At 43.0% G+C, this 25,072-nt stretch carries 24 protein-coding genes and 2 pseudogenes; 20 read left to right on the top strand and 6 right to left on the bottom strand.

What is annotated here, in order from left to right; translation table 11 throughout:
* Nucleotides 1-55: 55 nt before the first annotated feature.
* Nucleotides 56-853, bottom strand: a complete 798-nt coding sequence (locus tag IOD06_RS11065; protein ID WP_227670021.1) for a metal ABC transporter ATP-binding protein — start codon at nt 851-853, stop codon at nt 56-58.
* A 110-nt stretch (nt 854-963) separates the two neighbouring features.
* Nucleotides 964-1,503, bottom strand: a complete 540-nt coding sequence (locus IOD06_RS11060; RefSeq protein WP_194620936.1) for a transcriptional repressor — start codon at nt 1,501-1,503, stop codon at nt 964-966.
* Nucleotides 1,504-1,621: 118 nt separating this feature from the next.
* Here IOD06_RS11060 and IOD06_RS11055 point away from each other — a divergent pair, with 118 nt between their 5' ends.
* The 11 genes and pseudogenes from IOD06_RS11055 to IOD06_RS13830 all read left to right on the top strand — a co-directional run.
* On the top strand, nt 1,622-2,506 hold the full coding sequence (locus tag IOD06_RS11055; protein WP_194620935.1) for a metal ABC transporter solute-binding protein, Zn/Mn family: 885 nt from the start codon (nt 1,622-1,624) through the stop codon (nt 2,504-2,506).
* A gap of 346 nt (nt 2,507-2,852) precedes the next feature.
* Nucleotides 2,853-3,251, top strand: a complete 399-nt coding sequence (locus IOD06_RS11050; RefSeq protein ID WP_194620934.1) for an ATP synthase subunit I — start codon at nt 2,853-2,855, stop codon at nt 3,249-3,251.
* A gap of 687 nt (nt 3,252-3,938) precedes the next feature.
* Nucleotides 3,939-4,808 (top strand): F0F1 ATP synthase subunit A, encoded by an 870-nt coding sequence (gene atpB, locus IOD06_RS11045; RefSeq protein WP_010197962.1) that lies wholly within the window; start codon nt 3,939-3,941, stop codon nt 4,806-4,808.
* Nucleotides 4,809-4,841: 33 nt separating this feature from the next.
* A complete protein-coding gene (atpE, locus tag IOD06_RS11040; RefSeq protein ID WP_010197960.1) occupies nt 4,842-5,090 on the top strand; it encodes a F0F1 ATP synthase subunit C in 249 nt (82 codons plus the stop codon).
* A 117-nt stretch (nt 5,091-5,207) separates the two neighbouring features.
* On the top strand, nt 5,208-5,678 hold the full coding sequence (locus IOD06_RS11035) for a F0F1 ATP synthase subunit B (RefSeq protein ID WP_010197957.1): 471 nt from the start codon (nt 5,208-5,210) through the stop codon (nt 5,676-5,678).
* A gap of 13 nt (nt 5,679-5,691) precedes the next feature.
* Nucleotides 5,692-6,315 carry a F0F1 ATP synthase subunit delta gene (locus IOD06_RS11030; protein WP_189586005.1) on the top strand — a complete coding sequence of 208 codons (624 nt, stop codon included), beginning with the start codon at nt 5,692-5,694 and terminating at the stop codon, nt 6,313-6,315.
* Nucleotides 6,316-6,408: 93 nt separating this feature from the next.
* The gene (gene atpA / locus IOD06_RS11025; protein ID WP_010197953.1) at nt 6,409-7,953 is read left to right on the top strand and encodes a F0F1 ATP synthase subunit alpha; all 1,545 of its coding nucleotides are present in this window, start codon (nt 6,409-6,411) and stop codon (nt 7,951-7,953) included.
* 228 nt (nt 7,954-8,181) lie between these two features.
* Nucleotides 8,182-9,063 (top strand): F0F1 ATP synthase subunit gamma, encoded by an 882-nt coding sequence (gene atpG, locus IOD06_RS11020; RefSeq protein WP_194620933.1) that lies wholly within the window; start codon nt 8,182-8,184, stop codon nt 9,061-9,063.
* A gap of 38 nt (nt 9,064-9,101) precedes the next feature.
* Nucleotides 9,102-10,535 carry a F0F1 ATP synthase subunit beta gene (gene atpD, locus IOD06_RS11015; RefSeq protein ID WP_010197951.1) on the top strand — a complete coding sequence of 478 codons (1,434 nt, stop codon included), beginning with the start codon at nt 9,102-9,104 and terminating at the stop codon, nt 10,533-10,535.
* A 115-nt stretch (nt 10,536-10,650) separates the two neighbouring features.
* Nucleotides 10,651-11,067, top strand: coding sequence for a F0F1 ATP synthase subunit epsilon (locus IOD06_RS11010; protein ID WP_010197949.1), 417 nt, complete (start codon nt 10,651-10,653; stop codon nt 11,065-11,067).
* 638 nt (nt 11,068-11,705) lie between these two features.
* A pseudogene (locus IOD06_RS13830) lies at nt 11,706-12,056 on the top strand (response regulator); the annotation flags it as partial.
* Here the strand turns inward: IOD06_RS13830 and IOD06_RS13825 are convergent.
* Nucleotides 12,019-12,099 (bottom strand): annotated as a pseudogene (locus tag IOD06_RS13825) (hypothetical protein); the annotation flags it as partial. The pseudogenes IOD06_RS13830 and IOD06_RS13825 overlap by 38 nt on opposite strands.
* An 8-nt stretch (nt 12,100-12,107) precedes the next feature.
* Between IOD06_RS13825 and IOD06_RS13820 the strand changes: the two are divergent.
* From IOD06_RS13820 to IOD06_RS10995, 3 genes are all read left to right on the top strand, one after another.
* Entirely contained in the window at nt 12,108-12,422 is a 315-nt protein-coding gene (locus IOD06_RS13820; protein ID WP_369075565.1) for a winged helix-turn-helix domain-containing protein, read from the top strand.
* A gap of 331 nt (nt 12,423-12,753) precedes the next feature.
* Nucleotides 12,754-14,442: an ATP-binding protein gene (locus IOD06_RS11000; protein WP_194620932.1), complete on the top strand. Its 1,689-nt coding sequence runs from the start codon at nt 12,754-12,756 to the stop codon at nt 14,440-14,442.
* 154 nt (nt 14,443-14,596) lie between these two features.
* Complete coding sequence (locus tag IOD06_RS10995; protein ID WP_026037138.1) at nt 14,597-14,776, top strand: hypothetical protein; 180 nt, start codon at nt 14,597-14,599, stop codon at nt 14,774-14,776.
* 361 nt (nt 14,777-15,137) lie between these two features.
* On the opposite strand, the gene IOD06_RS10990 is transcribed toward IOD06_RS10995, so the two are convergent.
* Nucleotides 15,138-16,613: an ATP-binding protein gene (locus tag IOD06_RS10990; protein ID WP_194620931.1), complete on the bottom strand. Its 1,476-nt coding sequence runs from the start codon at nt 16,611-16,613 to the stop codon at nt 15,138-15,140.
* Nucleotides 16,614-17,105: 492 nt separating this feature from the next.
* On the opposite strand from IOD06_RS10990, the gene rpsP reads away from it, so the two are divergent.
* From rpsP to rplS, 4 genes are all read left to right on the top strand, one after another.
* Entirely contained in the window at nt 17,106-17,375 is a 270-nt protein-coding gene (gene rpsP, locus IOD06_RS10985; protein WP_010197931.1) for a 30S ribosomal protein S16, read from the top strand.
* Between the two features lie 165 nt (nt 17,376-17,540).
* Nucleotides 17,541-18,074, top strand: a complete 534-nt coding sequence (rimM, locus tag IOD06_RS10980; protein ID WP_010197930.1) for a ribosome maturation factor RimM — start codon at nt 17,541-17,543, stop codon at nt 18,072-18,074.
* A 77-nt stretch (nt 18,075-18,151) separates the two neighbouring features.
* Nucleotides 18,152-18,916: a tRNA (guanosine(37)-N1)-methyltransferase TrmD gene (gene trmD / locus IOD06_RS10975; RefSeq protein ID WP_194620930.1), complete on the top strand. Its 765-nt coding sequence runs from the start codon at nt 18,152-18,154 to the stop codon at nt 18,914-18,916.
* 200 nt (nt 18,917-19,116) lie between these two features.
* Nucleotides 19,117-19,539 (top strand): 50S ribosomal protein L19, encoded by a 423-nt coding sequence (rplS, locus tag IOD06_RS10970; RefSeq protein WP_010197927.1) that lies wholly within the window; start codon nt 19,117-19,119, stop codon nt 19,537-19,539.
* A gap of 209 nt (nt 19,540-19,748) precedes the next feature.
* On the opposite strand, the gene IOD06_RS10965 is transcribed toward rplS, so the two are convergent.
* A complete protein-coding gene (locus IOD06_RS10965) occupies nt 19,749-20,312 on the bottom strand; it encodes a DUF4442 domain-containing protein (RefSeq protein ID WP_194620929.1) in 564 nt (187 codons plus the stop codon).
* Nucleotides 20,313-20,830: 518 nt separating this feature from the next.
* On the opposite strand from IOD06_RS10965, the gene IOD06_RS10960 reads away from it, so the two are divergent.
* Nucleotides 20,831-22,357: a DUF3360 family protein gene (locus IOD06_RS10960; protein WP_010197923.1), complete on the top strand. Its 1,527-nt coding sequence runs from the start codon at nt 20,831-20,833 to the stop codon at nt 22,355-22,357.
* Nucleotides 22,358-22,510: 153 nt separating this feature from the next.
* The gene (uvrC, locus tag IOD06_RS10955; protein ID WP_194620995.1) at nt 22,511-24,355 is read left to right on the top strand and encodes an excinuclease ABC subunit UvrC; all 1,845 of its coding nucleotides are present in this window, start codon (nt 22,511-22,513) and stop codon (nt 24,353-24,355) included.
* An 81-nt stretch (nt 24,356-24,436) separates the two neighbouring features.
* Here uvrC and IOD06_RS10950 read toward each other — a convergent pair whose 3' ends face one another.
* Complete coding sequence (locus tag IOD06_RS10950; RefSeq protein WP_194620928.1) at nt 24,437-25,009, bottom strand: dihydrofolate reductase; 573 nt, start codon at nt 25,007-25,009, stop codon at nt 24,437-24,439.
* Nucleotides 25,010-25,072: the final 63 nt, after the last annotated feature.

Here is a 25,072-nt window from a genome sequence, read left to right as displayed (position 1 = left end):
TTATAAAATAAAGGTCGTAAAGCATTTTTTCGCTTTAGTCGTTTGGTTATGATGATTACAACTCGCTTGGCGCGTGATGTTCACAGGCATGCGGCTGATGGACATAAGGCTGCTCATAGTGATGACCAAACAGCTTTTGAAACTCACTACTAATGGCAAGCTCACTTGGTTGTCCTTCGCAGCAAATATGCTTATTCAAACAAATGACCCGTCGGCTGCCTTTCATCACCCAATGCAAATCGTGTGACACTACCAGCATGGCACAGCGTAAGAAGTCTGGTAGTTCATCAATAAACTGATAGAGCCAAACCTCGGTATCAGGATCAAGTCCTTGCATCGGCTCATCTAGAATCAATAAATTGGGCTTATCTAGCAAGGCACGAGCCAATAAAACTCGCTGCGTCTCACCACCTGATAGGTGCAGCATCTGTCGTGATAGCAGGTGCGTCAACGATAAATTATCAAAGATAAACTGGCGTTGCTCAGCCGTTAAGCGTTTCTTATCTGCTTGCGCCAATAAGTCGCAGACTCGTAATGGCAATATTGGCGGTACCGCAAAGCGTTGCGGCACATAGCCAAGCTGTAACGTATGATGGGGCGTCATTTGCCCTTTAGTTGGTTCAATCAACCCTAAAATAAGCTTAACCAACGTCGATTTACCAGCGCCATTTGGCCCAATAAGACTGACTGTCTCGTTAACGGCAATATCTATATTAATATGTGATAACAAGCGTTGCGAACCAATGTCATAGCTGATATCGCTTAAGCTCAGCAGCTGGCTAGCTTGGTTGGTCTTATTATCCAGACTGATAGACGCAGACGATTGCTCTGATGGTGAAATGGGCAGGCTCATAGGCTAGTGACTAATATATTGGTAAATGATAAATGGCTGAGTACTTAATGCTAAATACTGAATAATAAGTACCTAGATCAGTACTTAATAAAGAAAAAATACAGCAAGCTTTATTGGCACGCTTGGCAACGACCACTGAGCTCAATGACACTACGAGCCACAATAAAGCCAACATCTTGCTCCGCAAAGCTCATCATTTCTTGTACCGGTAAGCTGCTACATTCTTGCACCCGCTGGCATTGATCGCAAATTAAAAATGCGGCGGTATGCTGGGCGCGTGGGTGACAGCAGGGCACATAAGCATTGATAGAGGTTAATTGATGTATCAAGCCTTCACCCAATAAAAACTCCAAACTGCGATAAACCGTTGGCGGCGCGACATTCTTTGGCGTCTGCTGATTGGTCGGCGCAGAATTTTGTGCATCCGGTTCTGATAAGCGCATTTGCTGCAATTGTGTGATCAAGTCGTAGGCACCAACAGGCTTATTAGCGGCCAGTACTAACTGATATATCTGCTGCCGCAATGGCGTGAAGCGTACACCACTTATGCGGCATTGTTCTTTTGCCGCCGTCAAGCGCTCGGTTACATCATGCGCGGTAAAATGTTGCACATCGTGCAAATGTTCGCATGTCGATGAAGTAGTGGACATAGGACAAACTCCTAAAAAATATGACGCCTTTTTATGATGGCGTTTTTTATTGTTATAGTATAACATAATGAAATGAAAAACAGGTATGCTGCCTCAACTTAATATTAAAGAGCCTATTATGAATTCATTTTTCAGCCATTCTTTACGCTCGATCATTGTACTACAGCGACTGCTCATTACTGGGATAGTCGCGTTAAGCTGTCTGACGTTGAGCGCCCAAGCCGCTACCGTTAGCGTGAGTAATTATCCATTGTTCTTGTTGAGTCAAGCCGTGACGGAAGGTGCGCCGCCTGCCAAGCAATTATTGCAAGCAGGTGAAGTGGGGCATCACGGTAGTATTAGTCCAGGCGATATAAAAGCCATTCAAGACAGCAAGTTTGTGGTATGGTTTGGCGAGCCATTAGAAAATAATTTGGCCGCCAGTCTCAATAGCGCGCCCAATGCCATTGCCTTATTCAAGTTTGACGCCTTTAACCGTCATCCACTGCGCGATGTCAAAGGCGAAGCTATCACTGGCACGCTAGATCCGCATATTTGGCTCGATCCTGAAAATGCCAAAGCTATCACCCGTGCGCTTGCCGTGATTCATAGCCATGCAAATCCACAATATAAAGCTCTCTATCAAGCCAATGCACAAAAATTTGCCAAGCGACTGGATAAAGGAGTGCTGGCTATAAAGCAGAGTACAGCGACAAAGGCATTGCCTTATTGGGCGTATCATGATGCCTATCAGTATATGGAGGACAGCTTAAAGCTACAGCTCGTTGGCAGTCTAAGCACCGATCACCATTTAGCACCAAAAGCCAGTCAGTTACGCTGGCTAAATGAGAAGCGTCCTGCCAAGCAAATGTGTTTGGTTAGTCCAAGTGCGCCAGCTAAAGGGTTGCTCGCTAAGCTACAACCTGTAAAGAGTACCGTGCAAGCTGAAGACATGAGCACCAGTAAAGACTTCGTTAGTGGCTGGCAGAGTATGGCGCAGCAAATCCGCCAATGTATCGCATAGCCATTTTTAGCCCATTTACTCGCTTTTGTTGACGTTAAAGGCACGCCCTAGCATAAAACGTTATTTAAAAAGGTCTTAGCGCTCGATAGCATTATCAAATTGTCGAGCGCCAAGACCTTTATTTTATAGAATATTAGCTATGCTTTACTAAGTTTTTAGAGGGAGCGTTAGCGCTAAACAATCAAATGCTTGATAAGACGCATATTTTACTTGCTAATCGCGCGCGCGCTCCCTATAATAAGTTGCGTTTTATTTTGGTTAAAAGGCAATGTCTATATAGTGACTTTTCATGGATAAAATCGTGGCAAATATGCGACATTATCCCAATACTATAGGATAGCTGCTGATGACCAAGCCTGCCAAACGCACGCAAAAAGATGAGATTGGCATCTACCTGAAACGCCAAGCATGGATTTTATTTATCCTGATTATTATTGGCTGGGTAGTAGATGTGACTTGGCTAGACAGTGGGCTGATAGTAGCAAAAAGTACCGCGATCGGTGCGCTACTTAGTTTCGCCACACAAGCCGTCTTTGCAAATTTTATCTTTTGGCATACTGGATATCGCGCGCGCCGACACATTGTCAGCCAGCTATATCGAGGTCAGATGGTCAAATGGCTACTGACAGTGTTTGGTTTCGCACTAATTTTTATTACCGTACAACCCCTATCAGCGCCTGCGTTGTTCATCGGTTTTATGGTAATGCAAATTAGTCACAGTTGGATGTTGTGGCACATACGCTAGCACTCTTTACGATCAGTATTGAAGTGAGTAAGTATCTATTAGCGTTAGATAAGTCATCCTGCCGTCCAACTTCTCTATGGCTAGCTTCACAAAGCCAAAAGAATGACAAATAACTGATTTGACGTTAAGGTGTGGACTTATAAGTTACTGCTATAAGTCGTTGAAATTAGCGTAAAAAGTAAAAATAGTCTTATAGATAAGAGATAGTTTGGTTAATTGCTATCACTTATAATTTTATTTTTACAATTTCACGAATGATGCAAACCCATGCCACTAAAGGTCAATAGCCGCTAACTTGTTCATACAGCGGATAAAAAAGTCATAATAGACTTTACACGAATACAACGCTGCATTAATATAGGCAGCTAACTGCTTTGTTTTTGGACGCTATATTAAGCGTTTGCCTAAAAAGGCAGGTATGAGCAGACACCTATTCGATATAAACATTAAAGGGCTATTAATGAATAATCATAAGCCCTTTTTTGATAGCTAAAATTTATACTAAGCTAGGTATATAGCACTAGTAAATAGAACTATGGGTTGGATGTTGTTGGTTACATGAGCGCCTTGGTTGGTTTTATCTCCTTACGTGAGACACGTGGGAAAAAGACCCACCAATCGCCTCATCAGATGACAACCGTATTTTTGGTAGTTGATTAAATCGTTGATTAATAAGAAGCTTACATTATGGCATCCGAGCAACAAACATCATCAGAATATATCTCTCACCACTTAACGAATTGGACGTACGGCTATTTGCCGGGCGAAGGCTGGAAAGTTGCCTATACTGCTGAAGAAGCAGGGCTTATGGGCTTTAAAGCTATCCATCTTGATTCTATGCTTTGGTCAGTTGGCCTGGGTATCTTGTTTTGCACCATCTTTTGGATGGTTGCCAAAAAAGTCACTTCAGGCGTACCAAGCAAAACTCAGGCAGCAGTTGAGTTGATCGTTGAGTTTGTTGATAACAACGTTCGTGATTCGTATAGTGGTACCTCAAAACTGATTGCGCCATTGGCGTTGACTATTTTTGTGTGGATCTTCTTGATGAACTTGATGGATTTATTGCCTATCGACTTTATTCCAAGTCTTGCGGGGCAAGTTGGCGCCATGATGGGTCATGATCCACATCACGTATTCTTCAAGATTGTGCCAACGACTGATCCTAACATCACGCTTGGCATGTCATTTTCTGTCTTTGCGCTGATTATCTTTTATAGCATTAAAGAAAAAGGGTTGGGTGGTTTTGTCGGTGAGTTAACACTCCATCCGTTTAGTGCCAAAAACCCAATCATGCAAGCCATTTTGATTCCCATTAACTTTATTCTAGAAGCAGTTACCTTGATTGCAAAGCCTGTATCACTTGGCTTGCGTCTATTCGGTAACATGTATGCTGGGGAATTGATTTTCATACTGATTGCCCTGATGCCGTTTTGGATTCAATGGGCGTTATCAGTACCGTGGGCGATCTTCCACATCTTAATTATTACACTTCAAGCGTTCGTATTTATGATGCTAACGATAGTTTACATGTCGCTTGCATCATCAACTGAACATTAATTAGACATTCAATAGGTAAATGAGGATACATCAATGGATCCAGTATTAGGTGGTTACACAGTTATAGCAGTAGCGCTACTTATCGGTCTTGGCGCACTTGGCACAGGTATTGGTTTTGCTATTCTAGGCGGCAAATTCTTAGAAGGTGTTGCGCGTCAGCCAGAACTTGGCTCACAATTGCAAACTCGTATGTTCATCGTAGCAGGTCTTCTTGATGCTATTCCGATGATCGGTGTTGGTATTGCTATGCTATTGTTATTCGCTAACCCTCTAGCAGGTTAATCAGAAAGCTCAGTTGTAAATGTTTGGTAGTCAAAGTTTGTATCTTAACCATAGCCAAAGTTTGGCTATCAAATATGATCAATGAAACTGATTTTTCATTAACAAAGAGGTGATCACGTGAATATCAATTCTACCCTCATCGGTCAAGCCATTGCTTTTGCAATCTTTGTGATGTTCTGCATGAAATTCGTGTGGCCACCACTTATCGGTGCCATCAATGAGCGTCAGCGTAAAATTGCTGAAGGCTTGAATGCCGCAGAAAAAGCAAAAGCAGATCTGGCGACCGCGGAGCAAGATGTCCAGCAGGAGCTTAATCTTGCAAAGACTAAAGCTGCTGCTCTAATCGAGCAAGCAAACAAGAGCGCCAACCAGCTTGTCGAAGATGCCAAAACGCAAGCCCAAGCGGAAGGCGAGCGCATTCGTCAACAAGCGCAAGCATCTATCGACCAAGAAATCAATCAAGCGCGTGAATCATTGCGTGCCCAAGTTGCTGAACTGGCTGTGCTTGGTGCAGAAAAGATTTTGCAAGACAAAGTCGATGTGCAAAAACATGCCAGTATGTTAGACCAACTGGCGGCGAAGCTGTAATTGTGAGGATATAATGGCTGACTTATCAACCTTAGCACGACCGTACGCTAAAGCCGCGTTTGACTATGCCAATGAAAACGGGGTAGTAAATGAGTGGGAAAACTTCTTATTTATTGCCAGTAACATTGTCAATGACAAGTCGTTCAGTACTTGGCTAGACAATCCAGCTGTTTCTGCTGAGCATAAGTCAGCTGCTTTGATCGATCTTTATGATACACAAGTAGCTAGCGCTGATGATTCTGCTTTTAAGCAGTTATTAGGTGAGGCCCAAGGGGCTCGCCCAGACAACAACGCCAGCTATCCAAAAGTATCAGTGGCACTTAGTAACTTCGTTAATCAGTTATCAGAACAAGAGCGTCTGGCGCTGCTTCCTGAAGTTTATGCGCATTATCGCCGTCATAAGGCAACCAGCTTAAAGCAGCTTGATGCCTACGTGACCTCCGCCTATCCATTGACCGATGCACAGCGTGACATGCTCCAAACACGTCTTGCTGCTTCGCTAAATGCTAGTGTGGTGATTCATGAGTCGGTTGATCCTAGTCTTTTGGCTGGCGCTACGATCAAAGTCGGTGACAAAATCATTGATGATTCGATGCGCGGCAAGTTACAACAGTTAAAAACACAGCTAACTGCCTAATGCCATTCATCAACGTAGATATATAAAAACTGCGTGATAGTAAGAGCATTTAAGTCAGTGGGCGGGTTATCATAAATTAAAGGAAACAAGGCAATGCAACAATTGAATCCAGCGGAAATCAGTAACCTGATTAAGCAGCGTATTCAAGACCTTGATGCGGGTGCAACTGCAAAGAATGAAGGCACGATTGTCAAAGTATCTGACGGTATCGTGCAGATTCATGGTCTTGAAGATGCCATGTACGGCGAAATGATTGAGTTTGAAGGTGAAATCTATGGGATGGCGCTTAACTTAGAGCGTGATTCTGTTGGTGCGGTAGTACTGGGCGACTTCCTAAAACTACAAGAAGGCCAAAAAGCCTATTGTACTGGTCGCATTCTTGAAGTACCCGTAGGTCCTGAGCTGCTAGGCCGTGTTGTTGATGCTTTGGGTAATCCTATTGATGGCAAAGGTCCTATCGATGCCAAAATGACTGACAAAGTCGAAAAAATCGCCCCAGGCGTGATCGACCGTCAGTCAGTAGATCAACCAGTAATGACTGGTTATAAAGCCGTTGATACCATGATTCCAATCGGTCGTGGTCAGCGTGAGCTTATCATTGGTGACCGTCAGACGGGTAAAACCGCGATGGCTATCGATGCGATCATTGCGCAAAAATCATCTGGTATCAAGTGTGTATACGTGGCAATCGGTCAGAAACGTTCGACCATTGCAAACGTCGTACGTAAGCTTGAGCAAACTGGTGCACTTGAATACACTACAGTAGTAGTTGCTTCAGCATCAGAGCCAGCAGCACTACAGTATATCGCACCGTATTCAGGTTGTACGATGGGCGAATACTTCCGTGACCGCGGCGAAGATGCTCTGATTGTTTTTGATGACTTATCAAAACAAGCCGTCGCTTATCGTCAGATTTCACTATTGCTACGTCGTCCGCCAGGTCGTGAAGCGTATCCTGGTGATGTATTCTATTTACATTCACGTTTACTTGAGCGTGCATCACGCGTAAACGCTGCGTACGTAGAAAAGTTCACTAATGGTGAAGTAGTGGGTAAGACAGGTTCTTTAACCGCATTGCCTATTATTGAAACCCAAGCTGGTGACGTATCTGCATTCGTACCGACTAACGTGATTTCAATCACTGATGGTCAGATCTTCTTAGAGTCTAGCCTATTCAACTCAGGTATCCGTCCGGCAGTCAACGCTGGTATCTCGGTATCTCGTGTTGGTGGTGCTGCTCAGACTAAGATTATTAAGAAGCTGTCTGGTGGTATCCGTACCGCACTAGCCCAGTATCGTGAACTAGCAGCATTTGCCCAGTTTGCCTCAGATCTTGATGACGCGACTCGTGAACAGCTTGATCATGGTGAGCGTGTGACTGAACTGATGAAGCAGAAACAGTATCAGCCAATGTCTATCTCTGAGCAAGCAGCGGTTATCTATGCGTCGAACGAAGGTTTCTTATCAGACGTTCCAGTTGAAAAAATTGGTGCTTTCGAAGAATCTTACTTACGTTACATGCATGATGAGCAAAGTGAATTGATGCGTGAGATTGATGATACTGCGAACTATAATGATGATATCGCAGGTCGTTTAAAGTCAGCTTTAGAGACCTTTAAACAAAATCACAGTTATTAATTTAACGGGTTAAGCCGAACTGGTTATGGCTGTCGCTGACAGCCTATAAGGTGACGCGTTGTCTGATAAGCTTTTTGCTGAGACAGGCGCGTCACTGCTTTAACCATCATCGGTATTAGATCGCGTGTTGCCACAAGATTTGAAATATTATTTGATCAGTTCAATGTTTTATATTAAAAAATTGTTGCAGGCGCCAATGCTTTTTAACCCTCTTATATTGGAATCATTATGGCAAGCTTAAAAGAGATACGTGCCAAAGTCACCAGTATTAAAAGCACCCAAAAAATTACTCGCGCTATGCAAATGGTAGCAGCAAGTAAGATGCGCCGTGCCCAAGAGCGCATGGAAGTGGGTCGCCCGTATGCTGATAGTATGCGCCGGGTTATTTCACATTTGGTGCATGCCTCATCAGACTACAAACATCCTTATATGGTATCGCGTCCAGTCAACAAGGTCGGCTATATTGTCGTTACCTCTGATCGTGGTCTCGCAGGTGGTTTGAATATTAACCTATTCAAAGCGCTCACCAAAAGCATTCACGAGTATCAAGATCAGTCTGTTCAAGCTGAGTTTGCAGTCATCGGTGCCAAAGGCGTCAGTTTCTTCAAAAATTTCGGCGGAAAAGTCACCTCAGCCGTGACCGACTATGGCGACAAACCAACGTTTGAGCAATTAAATGCACCCGTTCAGGCCATGCTTGAGGATTATAGTAACGGTAATATAGACCGTATCTATGTGGTATATAACAAATTCGTTAATGCCATGACTCAAAAGCCAACCGTCAATCAATTAGTACCTCTACCAGAGGGCTCATTTGGTGACGAAGAGAGCGGTATACAGACAGAACTTAGCTGGGATTATATCTACGAGCCTGACATCAAGACGTTGATTGATGAATTGCTTGGCCGTTATATTGAGTCGATTGTTTATCAAGCGGTAATGGAAAACATTGCCTCTGAGCAGTCGTCACGTATGGTTGCGATGAAAGCGGCAACAGATAATGCTGGTGACCTAATTAACGATTTACAGTTGGTTTATAACAAGCTGCGTCAAGCGGCGATTACCCGAGAAATCTCGGAAATCGTTGGCGGTGCTGCTGCTGTTTCATAATTGACTACACCTATATATAGAAGTTCAAGGAGAACGCAATGAGTAGCGGTCGTATTGTACAGATTATTGGCGCGGTTCTTGACGTTGAGTTCAACCGTAGTGAAGTTCCTCAGATTTATGATGCTTTGCAAGTAGATGGTACTGAAACCACCCTAGAAGTACAGCAACAATTAGGTGATGGCATCGTACGTACTATTGCCATGGGTTCAACTGAAGGCCTAAAGCGTAACCTACCTGTTACTAATACTGGTGCACCTATTTCTGTGCCTGTCGGTATTGGTACCCTAGGTCGCATCATGGATGTTCTTGGTCGTCCTATCGATGAAGAAGGTCCTGTAGAAGCTGACGAAAAATGGTCTATCCACCGTGAAGCGCCAAGCTATGCGGATCAGTCAAACAGTACTGAATTGTTAGAAACAGGCATCAAAGTTATCGATCTACTTTGCCCGTTCGCTAAAGGTGGTAAAGTTGGTCTATTTGGTGGTGCTGGTGTTGGTAAAACAGTCAACATGATGGAATTGATCAACAACATCGCGCTTAAGCATGAAGGCTTGTCAGTATTTGCTGGTGTCGGCGAACGTACTCGTGAAGGTAATGATTTCTATCACGAAATGCAAGAAGCTGGCGTTGTAAATACTGAAGACTTTAGTAAATCTAAAGTAGCCATGGTATATGGTCAGATGAATGAGCCACCGGGTAACCGTTTACGTGTTGCGCTGTCTGGTTTGACTATGGCTGAGTACTTCCGTGATACGAAAGATCCTGCTACTGGTAAAGGTCGTGACGTATTGCTGTTCGTTGATAATATCTATCGTTATACACTAGCCGGTACTGAAGTATCAGCACTGCTTGGCCGTATGCCATCAGCGGTTGGTTATCAGCCAACACTAGCTGAAGAGATGGGTATGCTACAAGAGCGTATTACATCAACTCAGTCAGGTTCAATCACGTCAGTTCAGGCCGTATATGTCCCTGCGGATGATTTGACGGATCCATCACCTGCTACGACGTTTGCTCACTTGGATGCAACGGTTGTACTAAGCCGTGATATCGCATCACAAGGTATCTATCCTGCGGTTGATCCATTGGATTCAACCTCACGTCAGCTAGATCCACAAGTGATCGGTGAAGAACATTACAACGTTGCTCGCGGTGTTCAAGAAATTCTACAGCGCTATAAAGAGCTTAAAGATATCATCGCAATTTTGGGTATGGATGAGTTGTCAGAAGAAGATAAACTAGTCGTTTATCGCGCTCGTAAGATTCAGCGCTTCTTGTCACAGCCATTCCACGTTGCTGAAATCTTTACTGGTGCACCTGGTAAATATGTACCACTACGCGATACCATTGCTAGCTTTAAAGCAATCATCGCTGGTGAATACGATGACTTACCAGAACAGGCCTTCTATATGGCTGGTGGCATCGATGAAGTTGTTGCCAAAGCAGAAAAAATGAAATCTTCTGCAGCGTAAGTTGCTCAAGCATTGGCTAACGAGTAGATAGGCTATAATACGTTTATCTACTCATCAGTAACGCATTACAGTTTTTACTGTTTTTTGATCGCGTTTTGATAGTAAGGAGTTAAGTATGGCAACGTTACAATGTCGCGTCGTAAGTGCCCGTGAAGAGTTGTATTCAGGCGAAATTAGCATGTTAATAGCGACTGGTACCGAAGGCGAGATTGGTGTATTGCCAGGTCACACACCGCTTATTACTTTGTTAAAACCGGGTGCGATGCGAGTGCAAACACCAAACGGTGAAGAAGAAGTGATTTACGTATCAGGTGGTGTACTAGAAGTACAACCAAAAATGGTCACGGTATTGGCTGATACAGCGATGCGCGCCCATAATCTTGACGAAAGCAAAATTGTTGAAGCACGTAAAAAAGCAGAGCAAATGCTGGTCAATCAATCAGATACGGTACAAACCAACGCCGCCTTGGCATCATTGGCAGAGTCCGTAGGACAGCTACAAGCTATCCGTAAGTACAAAAACCGTGCTTAGTCTTATTATTTGCCGTGTTAAACTTTACGTTTAATCCAATCTTATATCTCAAAAAACAGTCCATCATGGGCTGTTTTTTTTGCTCATTATTTGGTATGAATTTAGGTCGTGGTACGATGTATCAAGCTATTCGCTATGAAATATTAAACTATTCGGTGTAATGCGGGGTTTCTGTGTTAGGTTTGAATAAATACACGATATAGTTCGCCCTTTTAATTAATAGATAGCCAATATTAATAATTTTATGCAAAAGTCACTAGCGGCAATCCATATATCTCGCTATATTAGCTGTTGGGCAACAATTACCAAGAATATCAAAAACGTACTAGAGCTATTTTATCTAAGGGTTTGATGGTTCATACCTATTGGCCTCTTAACTGCTTGATAGAGAGTGTGTTAGGTTTTTTGGCAGTACAAATCATATAATCTTGGACGCAAACTAAAGTTTTAATAGTCGTAGTTTATAGGTTTTGTTAACGACTATAAGCTATAGTATAGGAAGCTGTATGTTTAATAGTATACTGTCCTACCAAGTTTGTAACAGCTATACGAACATCAATTGTGCCACTCGGTGGCGCTATTAATTTACCGCTCTTACTTTTACTGCTTTTAAATTAGATGTATTAGAGGATATAACAATGACAACAACTGAAGAAGACAACACCCCCCGAATTTTGATTGTTGAGGATGATGAGCGTCTGGCCATGTTGACCCAAGATTACTTGGTGAAAAACGGTTTAGAAGTGGCAATTGAGACTGATGGCAATCGTGCCATTCGCCGCATTGTCAACGAACAACCAGATTTGGTCGTGCTTGATGTCATGCTTCCTGGTAGCGATGGGCTTACAGTCTGCCGTGAAGTACGTCCGCACTATCAGAACCCTATCTTGATGTTGACTGCACGTACTGAAGATATGGATCAGGTATTGGGTCTTGAGATGGGTGCCGATGATTATGTCGCCAAACCTGCTCAGCCGCGTGTACTGCTTGCCCGTATTCGTGCTTTATTGCGTCGCTCGGAAAATGCACCATCAGAAGATGTGCCACAACGCTTAGAATTTGGCGAATTGGTCATCGATAATGGTGGTCGTTCAGTGAATTTGGGTGATGAACTGGTCGATTTCACCAGTGCTGAATATGACTTGCTATGGTTGCTGGCTTCTAATGCTGGTCGTATTCTCTCTCGTGAAGATATTTTTGAGCGTCTACGTGGTATTGAGTATGATGGTCAAGATCGTTCGATTGACGTACGTATCTCGCGTATTCGTCCAAAAATCGGTGATGATCCAGAAAATCCAAAACGTATCAAAACCGTACGTAGTAAAGGTTATTTATTTGTCAAAGAAGGCAACTAATTCATTAACTGAATTAGCCAGTTTTGCTTATGCAAAGATTGATTGTTAGTGTAAGTTAGATAAAAAAACCAGCAATGATGCTGGTTTTTTTGTGGCGAAATCTTAATTTTTGAACTTAAATGTGGTGTTATGTGGTTTAATTAAGCCATTATTATAGATACTGACTAAATAGATGTGATGCGCATAGGTAATCAGATTACTGGCACATAAAATCAAAACATAGCGGTCAGGGTTTATCTCTATTCAACGATGTTCGATATCATTCATATTGCGTCATTTATATACTAAATGTTATCAGTCGTTATTATTTACTAAGTTGGTCACGGCACGTATGTCATTAGTCTCTTCTTTAAAACATAGTATTTTTGTCCGTATTTATGCTGGACTACTCATCGTCTGTTTGTGTGTGGCATTATTTGCTCAATTATTGATGGATACCATCAATAAAGAGCGTGTGCAATCCTACCGTGAAAGCATGGCAACAGGTGCTTTTCATCTGGTCAGCGAAGGAATTGCACACCAAGACAATGAGATGCAGCGTGAGTACTGGCTGTCTGATGCCAGTAGTTTGTTTGGCGCGACTTTTAGTGTTGTGCCGATTGAAAAAGTTGATTTTAATGCCAGCGAATTGCGACGTTTTGAGAACGGTAATACCGTTGTGCGTTATGTGAGTCAGCCTGTCTACGCAGACGTTTATTATCGTCTACCAGATAGTAAAAACGTTTTGACCGCTAGAGTTACGCAAGTCACTGAGCAGCAAGTACGCGCCATTGCCGTGTTCCTACTGGATGATTTGTCCTATCACATAACGCTGTCGGATAAGCGTGCTCGCTTGGCTGAATTGGAAGAAAAGTTCTCTTTTCCTCTGGCATTTAAAGCCGTAAATACGCTTGAGTTGGACACAGATCAGATGGCGCGTCTGCGCCGCGATGAGGTGGTCATTTTATTGCAAGACACCAATAGCAGTAAAAGTAACTCATCTATCAAAATCATTGTACCATCTGAAATCAACGATATGGCGATTCTAATTGGGCCGGTTCCTTTGTTCAACTGGTTCCCGCTTAATCTGATTATCAGTATGATTCTAATTAGTATGTTTTTGATCAGTCTGGGTGTCTATGCCCTTATTTTTCCGCTCGAGCGTAAATTACAATTGATCCAAGTCGGTGTTAATGAGGTGAGTCAAGGCAACCTTGATATCCAAGTACAGGTCATTGGGCAAGACGAAATTGCACGTCTGTCAGCGACGTTTAATGCCATGACCGCCCATATTAAGCGTTTGATTGAGTCGCAGCGAGAGCTGACGCGCGCGGTATCGCACGAGTTGCGTACACCGGTGGCTCGTATTCGCTTTGCTGTCGATATGCTAGCAGATACCGATGACGAAGACTCACGTTTTATGCAGCGTGATTATATTGACGAAGATATTGAGTCGCTCAATGGCCTCATTGATGAGATTTTGACCTATGCTAAGCTTGAAGAAGGCTCGCCAAAACTCGACCTAGAGCCGGTGAATCTTAAAGAGTTGCTCGAACAGATTGAGCGCGAAACCAATGCCTTAGGCAAACCTATAAAAATCGTCGCCAATCTGCCAAATGCCAAAGTAACAGCAGTAGCAGATAGACGATATTTACACCGTGTTATTCAAAACCTTGCGGGTAATGCGTTACGCTATGCAGAAACGACCATTATTATTAGTGCGGGTGTCAAAAAGGGCAATGCTTTTGTCAGCGTGGAGGACGATGGTCAAGGTATTGCAGAGGCTGATCGCGAAAAAGTATTTATTCCATTTTCACGCTTAGATGACAGCCGTACACGAGCCTCTGGTGGCTATGGTCTAGGACTGTCTATTGTGTCGCGTATTGCCTTTTGGTTTAATGGCAGTATGAAGGTAGACGAAAGCCGTGATCTTGGCGGTGCTAGATTTGTGATGACATGGCCTATCAAACCTTTGACGCAAGTGCTGGCTGCTGATCAATTAACCCAAGAAAAAAGCGACCGTGATTTTGAGATTAAATAATGCAAGCAGCTACTTTATATCTGTAAAATTATAAGTATTTTGACCAGCAAAAAATAGACTAAGCACTCAATATATGGTGAACTAAGCTGAGATGCTTTGGTAGCAAACCTGTAATAACAGGTTTTATAAGTTGTAAAATAGAGGAGGGCAGAGGATGCCGTATTTATTTGGTGGTTTGGTGCTACTGAATGCGTTGACGCTGGGTTATTATTTATTTCTACAGCAGCCAACCACGACTCAAACGCTCAAAGCCGCGCAGGATGAAATTACTCAGCCCCTAGCGTTTACTAATAGTGCTGAGTATATTCCACCGATTATCGGCGTACGAGAATAATTTTTGTTGCCTAAATATTGAAACAGTTAGGGCGTGTTGAACATTGAAAAATAGGCACTGCTGATCGCTAAAACTGCTCCAGACAAGGCGTAAAACGACGGTAATGCTAGAGCCTTAACTAGGTTTACAACGCAGTATGGAGCAGTTTTAACATCAGCTCTAATACCAACAAAGGGAGACAGGACTGTTTTTTGCCACTTCATTGTTAAAAACAGACGCTTAGAATGACTAAACTTACTATTTTTAACGTCGAACTGTCTAAAAAATAGTATCTGTCAGTGCCATGGTCGAATGTTCAACACGCCCTAAGTTATCGCACCAACTTTTAAAGACGATTATGAAATCGTCTTTTGTCAATTTTTTATAGGTCTTTATTAAAGGTAGTATCTGCCCTCGACGTTTTATCTGTATTAGCCGGTAATGTTTGTTCTCCTGCTACCTTGGACAGTAAAGGGATACGCACACACACTTGTAGTCCGCCTTCAGGATGATTGATTGCCTCAACCGTACCATGATGTAACCGTGCAATACGGTCAACAATCGCCAGACCCAGTCCACTACCTTGCGTGGTACGTGCTGTCTCACCGCGTTCGAAAGGCTGCATGATGCGCTCTAATTGATCTTCTGCTACGCCATCACCACAGTCCCTTACACATATCATCAGCTGCTCTTGAGCTTCTTTATTGACTTCATTTTCAGAAACCACGTCGCTGTCTTCTACTTCAGTTGTTTCTATGAACGTTGGTACGACAGTCGCTGAAAGATAAATAGGCGGCTTGCCATACCGATTGGCATTGTTGACCAGATTAATGACCAAGCGCTTAATAGAGAGAGGTCGCACTGGTACTACTTTGTCACATTCCGATTGATAAATAAATTTCATTGGCGCAAATTGCACCATGATTTCATTAAATATGGTGTCTAAATTGGTCAGGCGCACTGGTTCATCCGAGCCATCTTTCATAAATGAGATGAACTGTTCTAAAATCGCATCCATATCCTCAATATCATAAATCAAACCCTCGCGAAAAAAATCGTCCGGTAGCATCTCTGCGGTCAAGCGCATACGAGTCAAAGGCGTGCGCAAATCGTGCGAGATACCCGCAAGCATAATTGTGCGCTCTTTTTGTGCTTGATTTAATGTTGTAAACAGTCGGTTAAATGCCATATTTACTTGGCGAATTTCAGTAGGGCCGTTGCGTGTCGGCAAGGTAGTAGCGTGACCAAGGCGAATATAATTGGTCGCCGCACGCTGTAAATAACGCAGTGGACGATTCAATTGCCGGGCTAATAAAATAATGGTCAGCAGCGATAATATAGGCAGTCCAATGAGGAATAGTACTAACAATCCTGGACTGTATTGCGAATAATAAACCACGGGTTCACGAATCCAAAAACTGGTGTCACGGCTGTCTTGTACCCAAAGCTGCGGCGTTGGTTTGAATTTAAAATATACCTCAACCGGTCGACCCAACTGTGCCCCGATTTCGTACTGCAATACATCGGTAAAAACTCCCACAAACGCTTTATCTGCTACTTGTGGGAAGTCACTAGGATTGTCGACCACCACCACGTGCGAATGTTGATATATCCACTGCCGTACTTTAGGATTATCCTGCCAGTCTCTATTGACGCTATTCATCAAACGTAGCTCGCTGGTCAGATAACGCGCATGATTTTTAAGCTCTGGCAAATACAGACTGCGCCAAAAAAATACAATTGATAAGCCGACACTGATAAGGACAATAAAGGCCACCATCAAAGTGGTCAACCAACTGTTCGAATAGGAGCGTGGCAGCCAACCTTTGCGAGGTGGTTTGGGGTTTGGGATGATCATATGAGTCCAAGGCGTAGATAAATAATAGGGTGATAAAATAAAATCGTGTTTAACAAACTTCAATATTTTTTTATCGTTAATCAATCAAGCACGTTGCCGACATTGGGTATTAAGGTCTATTGTAGACTGTTTTTATTAGACCATTATAGAGAGCGGTAGGGTAGCACAATCAAGTAACTACGCTGATGGCTCAAATTTGCATAATTATATTTAGCCATTTTAAGACTGCCAAATGTATCAAGGTGCTAATTGATGACATACCCTAAATAGAATATAGAAAAGCCACCTAACAGTGTTTTAGCGATGTAATAGAATTAAGCGCACAAGAACGCGGCTGCATAATCGTTGACGATTCATAATTTTAATTTACATATAGGTGCATTTAAGCTATTGTTAATAAATAATTAAATAAGCACAGTTTATGTTTTCAACAAATAAAGACTGTGCTATAATTATGCCCTTTTTGGTATACCTGCGAAAGAGAGAATTCACATGGTTGTTATTCGTTTAGCACGGGGCGGTGCCAAGAAACGCCCATTTTATCAAGTAGTTGTTGCTGATCAACGCCGCGCGCGTGACGGTCGCTATATTGAAAACATCGGCTTTTTTAACCCACTCGCTAAAGAGTCTGAAGAAGCAGTACGTTTGAACATGGAAGCGTACAATGCGTGGATCGCTAAAGGTGCACAACCTTCAGATCGCGTTGCTTCATTAGCAAAAGCTTACAACAAGTCTGTAGCTCAAACTGAAGCAACTGCTTAAGTTTAGGTTATTACTGAGACGTTTATAGTCTGACTATGATCTCACTCAGTAGACTTTAGAATACATAGCGTAACTGGTCTCACCAGGGTGCGCCATTAACTGTTTATCGCTTTTGACACAATTGTTTTTGCAATTGCTGTTTTAATCATTGTTAGGTTAGCTGCTATGTCATCTGTTCCAAACGCTAGTGCCCTTATGAAAATTGGTCAGCTCAAAAAGCCTTACGGCATCAAAGGTTGGCTTTGGGTATTCAGTGAGACGGATGATCGCACAGCGATATTCGATATGAAGCCGTGGTGGATGAAAACTGCCACTGGCATGAAACCTTTGACTGTAAAGGCATGGCGTGAGCAAGGAACAGGAATTGTGGCTCAGTTTGAGCAGGTTCCTGATCGTAATGTTGCTGAGACCATGAACGGTGTTACCGTTTGGGTCGAGCAAAACATTCTGCCTGAAACAGCTGAAGACGAATATTATTGGTCGGATTTGGTCAGTCTGCGCGTGATGAACGAGCAGGGTGAATATTTAGGCAATATCACTGAAATGTTTGAAACTGGCGCCCACGCTATCATGCGTGTAACGGCAAATTCAGACAGTTTAGATAAGGAAGAACGCCTGATTCCATGGCACAAGCAAACTGTTGTAGAGGTCAATATAGCCGAAAAAACAGTGCTGGTTACATGGCAAAGTGATTACTAATATAATATCTGGCTTTTTAGCCAAGTGTTATTGGTAGTCATACCGATTGTTTTAGCCACAATGCAAGTAGACATCAGATGTATTTTGCCGTCATTAGTATTTTTCCTGAGATGTTTGCGACGATTCGTGAGTTTGGTATCACGGGACGAGCAGTCACTCAAGAGCAAGTGACGATTGAATGCATTAATCCACGTGATTATACCACTGATAACTATCGCCGTATTGATGAGCGCCCTTATGGTGGCGGTCCTGGGATGGTGATGATGGCTGAGCCATTATCAAAAGCTATCGAGGATGCGCGCCTGCGAGCGAGTCAACATGGCTGCCGTGTCGACAGTGAGCATTGTCCGGTGATTTATATGTCGCCACAAGGACAAACGCTCAGCGAAAGTAGTGTGGTCAATATGACTGAGTACGATGGCATGATTATATTATGTGGTCGTTACGAAGGTATTGATGAGCGCTTACTGGCGCAATACGTCGATATGGAAGTATCGCTGGGTGATTATGTGTTGACTGGTGGCGAGCTGCCAGCAATGGTGATGATGGATAGTGTGATACGTCGTTTGCCAGATATCATGGGTGACGACAAGTCAGCTGAGCAAGACTCGTTCGTCGATGGCTTGCTTGATTGTCCACATTATACTAAACCGCATGATTTTGCGGGTATGGCGGTTCCTGAAGTATTACTATCAGGTCACCATGCCAACATCGCTAAGTGGCGCTTTAGCCAGCAAGTCAGTCGCACGCAAGCGCGTCGTCCAGACTTATGGCAAGCGTTCACACCAACGGTAGCGCAAGCGAAGTGGTTAAAAGCATTGGCAAAAGCAGATAAAAAATAGATTGTTGAAATCTGGTTTTTTTCACATTTGATAAACGGTTAAGAAATAAAATTTTGAGCACTAATAAAACGAGTCATCGCATAGTGGCCGTTGGTTATAACCCATTTACGTTGTGTCTCACTATAAAGAGATGCGATTAATTATTACAAACAGGTGATATGCGTTAAGCCTCTATTATCTAATGTGAGGAGATAACTCTCATGAGCAACAAGCATCCATTGGTTCAGGTCATCGAAAACGCTCAATTGCTTGAGCGCCCAAACTTTGCACCCGGCGATACCGTTGTGGTTCAAGTAAAAGTACGTGAAGGTGAGCGTGAGCGTTTACAGGCTTTTGAAGGCGTTGTAATTGCTAAGCGTAACCGCGGTCTAAACTCAGCATTTACCGTTCGTAAAATCTCAAGCGGTATCGGTGTTGAGCGTGCATTCCAGCTGCATTCACCAATCATTGAAAGCATTGAAGTGAAACGCCGTGGTGCGGTTCGTCGTGCGAAACTATACTACTTACGTGAACGCTCTGGTAAATCAGCCCGTATCCGCGAAAAACTTGGTGCTCGTCCAGTTGCTAAGAAAAAAACTAGCGCTGGCGTACCTGATGCAGTTGATACTGCACCTGGTATTTAAGCACAAGTTTGCCATGCCTATTTAGCCGTATGATTATACGGTTAATGATAGGTAAGGCGAGAGTAGATACAAGCCCTTATTCATAGGTTTATTTATAAATAAGCGGGCCATACCAAAAAAGACGGAACCCCAATCTATGCGAAAGCTAGGTTGGGGTTTTTGTATGTGTGGTCTTAAATTTTAATTGAAAATGACATGTTCAGTACGCTTTAACCTTCATCATCAAAATTATCTATACGACTACTTTGGTCTTTAGATTTGCTGTACTTACGCAGTCGGATGTAGATAGTTTTGGTGACAGTGGCGATCAGTTTTTGCTGATCATCGAAGATATCGGCCTGATATTCACGAAAGACCGCATCACCATCTTTGGCCAGTTCTTGAATAGTGATGATTTCAGCACTGGGGATTTTCATCCGAGTGATCACTTTACTGTTACCCGGCGCGACAAAGTCGATATGTGAGCTTTTGTCCCATACAACATAGCTGCTACCTAACTGGTGCATGAGCATAATCATATAAAATGGATCAACCATCGAATATAAACTACCACCAAACTGAGTGCCGACGATATTTTTGTTCAAAGCATTAAGTCCCATACTGACAACGCACAGACCTTGATCCAGATTGATATGATCGATTTTGATACCTGCACCGACATAAGGCGCATAGGTATTGATGCGTAGCTTAAGTAAATGTGGTGTCAGTAATGGCATGATGCTTTGTTTAGCCCGACGTTTTAATGTCTCAAAATTGGATGGTAGTAAACGCATGAACTTATCCTGTTATTGCTTCTAAGTTTTTCTATTTGCTTTAATACAGCTGATTATTTAAAAGATATTTGTATTGAGCATAATCATTAGGGGGTATTTATCATAAGTAAAAAACACCAAGACCGCTAGCCTTAAAGCGTAACTGACATGGATTTTCTATGGTTACTTTAAAGTTACCATAACCTATTTAGTATAATTATCTTTAGTATTTAGTTATGTGATAAAAAATGTCCAGATATAGATGATTGTTAAGAAAAAGATCATTTATTTTAATTTAAAGCCTATATTAGATGTGTTTTTTCCTCATGGTTTCCTATTAAGTTCAATGTCGTGCTAAATAGAAACTTTAATTTATATATTATAATGAGATATACAGTATCTTTAAATGGTTCTAAGTTCGCATTTCAAGTTCTCATGTCATACAATAGCCTGCAATTTTTAATGAACGCTTTAGTCACATAAAGTTTCACTATTAAATTATCAGTTAACCAAAGCCTCAGTCGACACAAGGAAATGTGATGAGTAACACTCAGATCCCTTCTCCAGGGTCTAATCAACAGCCGTCAAACCCGTCAGATTACGACACAGAGTCATCAGGTAGCTATGTCGATTTGCACAAGCCAAGTTCAAGCTTTGATAGTCGTGATGATTATCTGAATCATGAATTGCAAATCATGCAGCCCAAACGCTGGCGTCCCAATTTACCGTTTCGTGATTATCGCTTTGAATACGAAGACACTATTCCTGCAATGGCCGCAACGATTGGCAAAGTGGTTATGGTAGGTGCGATTGCTGCAACATTTGCAGGTCCACTTGGTTTGGGCGATGCGTTTGTTTTAGAAAACGTTCGTTATGAGCTATTAATTGTTTCATTTTTTATTATCTTATTTTCAGGCTTTCTGCTCCCGACAGCCAACCTCGCAGGTACTCACGGCCCCCTTATTCCCCTTATTCCTATTGTTGTAGCTGCTGGTGGCCACCCAATGGCGTTTGGTCTGCTCATCGGTGCTTTCGGCTTACTGCTTGCTATTAGCAAAGGGGGAAGCTTGCTGGCCAATTTAACCAGTAAAGGTGTGTGCGGTGGCCTCTTGATTTACTTAGGGTTTATCGGAACGACCTCACAGGTTAAAAACTTGTTTGCATGGTCAGAGAGTATCGGCATGTCGCATATTGCCTTTTTTATTATTCTGGCTACTATCCTGTTATATGCATTACTTGAGCACTGGCAAAAACGCTGGCTCGCTGTACCGCTAAGCTGTGTCTTAGGTGGTGGTCTTGCCTTTGCATTGGGCGCGCCCTTTGAATTTAAAACCGCACCAGGTCTGCCGAATATGAACCCGATGTATTGGTGGGGTGAAAATACTGGTTGGATGCTAGGATTACCGACAGTTGAGAGCTTTATTATTGTACTGCCATTTGCTATTTTGGCAGTTGCTATGTGGTCACCAGATTTTTTAGGCCATCAGGTCTTTCAAAAAATCAGCTATCCTAAACGTACTGAAAAGGTACTCATGGATATCGATGACACAATGACCAGTGCCTCATTTCGTCAGGTCGTCGGCTCTGTATTGGGCGGTGCTAACTTTGCGTCATCGTGGGGCACCTATATTGTCCCAGCAGCGATTGCCAAACGTCCGATACCTGCCGGTGCCTTATTGACGGCATTGTTCTGTATTATCGCAGGGGTTTGGGGCTATCCAATGGATTTGGCCATCTGGCAGCCAGTGATGTGTGTGGCATTGATCGTTGGGGTATTTATCCCACTGCTTGAAGCTGGCATGGAGATGACTCGCGAAGGAAAAACGACCCAGTCTGCTGCGATTGTGGTGTTTGCTTCCGCACTGGTAAATCCTGCTTTTGGTTGGTCACTCACATTGTTGCTCGATAACTTGGGCTTGATTGGCTCTAAAGAACGTAGTGCCAATTTGACTAAAATGAGCCGCTGGATCATACCGGGTATTATGTTTGTGGTATTGACTGGCGTGATGGCTATCGTTGGTATGTTGCCAGGCATCCCAGCTTTAATGGCTAACTTCCGTCATTAGTAGTATGTTGCTGAATAAACGATAATAGAACAAACTAAGTCAGCGAAAGCTGGCTTTTTTTTGGGTGATCCTATGATAATAATTAGCTTGTAAAACAATGACTCCCGCCCCATAACTAGCAGTATTATAAGACTTTTAAGAGCAATGAATTCTATGGTTAATGTCTCAGAATCGAGCCCTATCGATGATAAAAAAGCCCGTCTTAAGCATTTAATTCAGCGCCTACCAAATTTGCCAGGCGTGTATAAAATGCTGGGGAAAAACGGTGATATTTTATACGTTGGCAAGGCTAAATCACTGAAAAGCCGCGTAAACAGCTACTTTGCAAAGACGATCGATCATCCAAAGACACGAGCATTAGTGGCGCGAATTCATAATATTGAGACCATCATCACACGCAGTGAGACAGAAGCACTATTGCTCGAGCAAAACCTGATTAAAGAATATCGTCCTCCTTATAATGTGTTGCTACGGGATGATAAATCTTACCTCTATGTGTTTATCTCAGCCGACAAGCCTTATCCAAGATTGGCGTATGGTCGCGGCAAAGGCAATCATCAAAAAGGTCGATTCTTTGGGCCTTTTCCATCTGCTCATGCAGCAAAAGAGACACTGGTGCTGATGCAAAAAATGTTTCAAATGCGTCAATGTACCAATACCTTTTTTAAGCAGCGTAAACGTCCTTGTCTTGAGTATCAAATTAAACGCTGCCGTGCGCCCTGTGTCGGCTTGGTATCAGCAGAAGAGTATGCAGAAGATGTCAACAATACGATTCGATTTTTAAAGGGTGACTCTAGCGATATTCATACGACTCTAATTGAAAAAATGGAAGCGTCAGCTGAAGAGTTAGACTTTGAGAAAGCGGTCTTTTATCGCGATCAGCTCTCTATGCTGCGTGAAGTGCAGGCCAAGCAAGCTGTCTATACCGTACAAGGCGAGGCCGATGTGATTGCGATTGCCAGTCAGGCAGGCATGACGTGTGTCAACGTACTGACCGTACGTGGCGGGCGCGTACTGGGTGGTAAAAATTACTTCCCTGATGTCGACAGCAGTGAATCGCTCGCAGATAATTTATCTGCTTTTATTACTTCTTTCTATTTTCAAGTAACCGATGACTTGCCCGCAGAAATCATGCTAACTCATGAGTTACCGGATCAAGTGGCAGTGAGTGAAGCCTTGGCGACGCATTTTGGTAGTAAAGTTATCATCAAAACTAATGTACGTGAACATCGTGCAGAGTGGCTGGATTTGGCAAAACTGAACACTAATAACGCGCTAAAAACCAAGCTGGGCGATTATTTAGAATTGCATGCGCGCTTTGGTGCATTAAAAGATGTATTGGCAGATGTCACCGATCGAACCATTGATCGGATTGAGTGTTTTGATATCTCGCATACGATGGGTGAAGCGACCATTGGTAGCTGTGTGGTATTTGACCAAGGTGGCTCGCGTCGCCGTGATTATCGTCAGTATGCTATCCATGACATCGTAGGCGGTGATGACTATGCAGCGATGAAACAAGTGCTGACACGGCGTTATAAGAAGCAGCCGTTGCCTGACTTGTTGCTTATTGATGGTGGTAAAGGTCAGCTTGGTATTGCTAAAGAAGTATTAACTGAGTTGGGTATTCTTGGTGATACTTTGCTCATTAGTGTGGCAAAAGGGGAAGGGCGCAAGGCTGGGCTTGAAGTATTGCACTTTATTGACCATGAGCCACTTGATTTACCAATGGATAGTAAAGCGCTGCATTTATTAATGCATATCCGCGATGAGGCACATCGTTTTGCGATCACTGCGCACCGTAAAAAACGCGATAAACGTCGTTCATCGTCGGTGTTAGAAGTCATACCGGGGCTGGGTGAAAAGCGCCGCCGTGACTTGCTCAATCACTTTGGCGGTATGCAGCAATTGCTTGGCGCCTCCCAACAAGAGCTGTCTGGAGTGCAAGGTATTGGTCCGGTATTAGCAAAAACCGTTTATAAAGTGTTGCATGAGTAGTTTTATTGATTGTAAAAAAGGGCGTCCTAGAAATATCTAAGACAGCCCTTTTTTCAATCATTTTTAATGAGCAGGTGACAGTTATTCAGCAGCTTTTACTTTATAAGTCACAAATTTAAAGTCCAACGTACTCTTGTCATCGTGCATCTGCTCAGACTCTTCTGCTGCTTCAAATTCACTTGGCAATTCAGGATAAAAAGCCTCACCATCAGCAATTTCGGTATCTACATGGGTCAGCTCAATACGATCGGTATACATCATCGCCTCTTTAAACACGCGTTCACCGCCAATCACCCAAATCGTATCCAAATGTGCGCCATGCGCCAGACTGGCTGCTTGGGTGAGAGCATCATCTAGGTTATGCGTAACATAAGCATTGGTCTTACCGACAAGGCCTTTTTGTTCAGCATAATCCATCTGAGTGCTGATGATAAAGCTGACTCGATTTGGCAACGGTTTACTGCCCATCGATTCAAAGGTCTTACGGCCCATAATGACGATACCTTTAATAGCACCATCACTATCTTTGGTCGTCATCTTTTTGAAATGCTGCAAGTCCGCTGAGATGTGCCACGGCAGCGCATTGTCTTTACCGATACAGCGATTACTACTGATAGCAGCGATTTGGGCGACTTCGGTGTGGGCATAACTCATAACGTATCCTTTTTATTATCTTTTACAATGCTAATCTTATTTGAATCAGTCAATCAGACAGAT

Source organism: Psychrobacter sp. N25K4-3-2 (assembly GCF_015351755.1).
GTDB classification, from domain to species: domain Bacteria; phylum Pseudomonadota; class Gammaproteobacteria; order Pseudomonadales; family Moraxellaceae; genus Psychrobacter; species Psychrobacter glaciei.
This window is presented reverse-complemented; position numbering and strand designations above follow the sequence as displayed.

What these genes read in the sequence shown, in the direction of transcription:
- IOD06_RS11065 (WP_227670021.1), bottom strand. Translation starts at nt 853, where the DNA reads ATGAGCCTGCCCATTTCACCATCAGAGCAATCGTCTGCGTCTATCAGT.
- IOD06_RS11060 (WP_194620936.1), bottom strand. Translation starts at nt 1,503, where the DNA reads ATGTCCACTACTTCATCGACATGCGAACATTTGCACGATGTGCAACAT.
- IOD06_RS11055 (WP_194620935.1), top strand. Translation starts at nt 1,622, where the DNA reads ATGAATTCATTTTTCAGCCATTCTTTACGCTCGATCATTGTACTACAG.
- IOD06_RS11050 (WP_194620934.1), top strand. Translation starts at nt 2,853, where the DNA reads ATGACCAAGCCTGCCAAACGCACGCAAAAAGATGAGATTGGCATCTAC.
- atpB (WP_010197962.1), top strand. Translation starts at nt 3,939, where the DNA reads ATGGCATCCGAGCAACAAACATCATCAGAATATATCTCTCACCACTTA.
- atpE (WP_010197960.1), top strand. Translation starts at nt 4,842, where the DNA reads ATGGATCCAGTATTAGGTGGTTACACAGTTATAGCAGTAGCGCTACTT.
- IOD06_RS11030 (WP_189586005.1), top strand. Translation starts at nt 5,692, where the DNA reads ATGGCTGACTTATCAACCTTAGCACGACCGTACGCTAAAGCCGCGTTT.
- atpA (WP_010197953.1), top strand. Translation starts at nt 6,409, where the DNA reads ATGCAACAATTGAATCCAGCGGAAATCAGTAACCTGATTAAGCAGCGT.
- atpG (WP_194620933.1), top strand. Translation starts at nt 8,182, where the DNA reads ATGGCAAGCTTAAAAGAGATACGTGCCAAAGTCACCAGTATTAAAAGC.
- atpD (WP_010197951.1), top strand. Translation starts at nt 9,102, where the DNA reads ATGAGTAGCGGTCGTATTGTACAGATTATTGGCGCGGTTCTTGACGTT.
- IOD06_RS11010 (WP_010197949.1), top strand. Translation starts at nt 10,651, where the DNA reads ATGGCAACGTTACAATGTCGCGTCGTAAGTGCCCGTGAAGAGTTGTAT.
- IOD06_RS11000 (WP_194620932.1), top strand. Translation starts at nt 12,754, where the DNA reads ATGTCATTAGTCTCTTCTTTAAAACATAGTATTTTTGTCCGTATTTAT.
- IOD06_RS10995 (WP_026037138.1), top strand. Translation starts at nt 14,597, where the DNA reads ATGCCGTATTTATTTGGTGGTTTGGTGCTACTGAATGCGTTGACGCTG.
- IOD06_RS10990 (WP_194620931.1), bottom strand. Translation starts at nt 16,613, where the DNA reads ATGATCATCCCAAACCCCAAACCACCTCGCAAAGGTTGGCTGCCACGC.
- rpsP (WP_010197931.1), top strand. Translation starts at nt 17,106, where the DNA reads ATGGTTGTTATTCGTTTAGCACGGGGCGGTGCCAAGAAACGCCCATTT.
- rimM (WP_010197930.1), top strand. Translation starts at nt 17,541, where the DNA reads ATGTCATCTGTTCCAAACGCTAGTGCCCTTATGAAAATTGGTCAGCTC.
- trmD (WP_194620930.1), top strand. Translation starts at nt 18,152, where the DNA reads ATGTATTTTGCCGTCATTAGTATTTTTCCTGAGATGTTTGCGACGATT.
- rplS (WP_010197927.1), top strand. Translation starts at nt 19,117, where the DNA reads ATGAGCAACAAGCATCCATTGGTTCAGGTCATCGAAAACGCTCAATTG.
- IOD06_RS10965 (WP_194620929.1), bottom strand. Translation starts at nt 20,312, where the DNA reads ATGCGTTTACTACCATCCAATTTTGAGACATTAAAACGTCGGGCTAAA.
- IOD06_RS10960 (WP_010197923.1), top strand. Translation starts at nt 20,831, where the DNA reads ATGAGTAACACTCAGATCCCTTCTCCAGGGTCTAATCAACAGCCGTCA.
- uvrC (WP_194620995.1), top strand. Translation starts at nt 22,511, where the DNA reads ATGGTTAATGTCTCAGAATCGAGCCCTATCGATGATAAAAAAGCCCGT.
- IOD06_RS10950 (WP_194620928.1), bottom strand. Translation starts at nt 25,009, where the DNA reads ATGAGTTATGCCCACACCGAAGTCGCCCAAATCGCTGCTATCAGTAGT.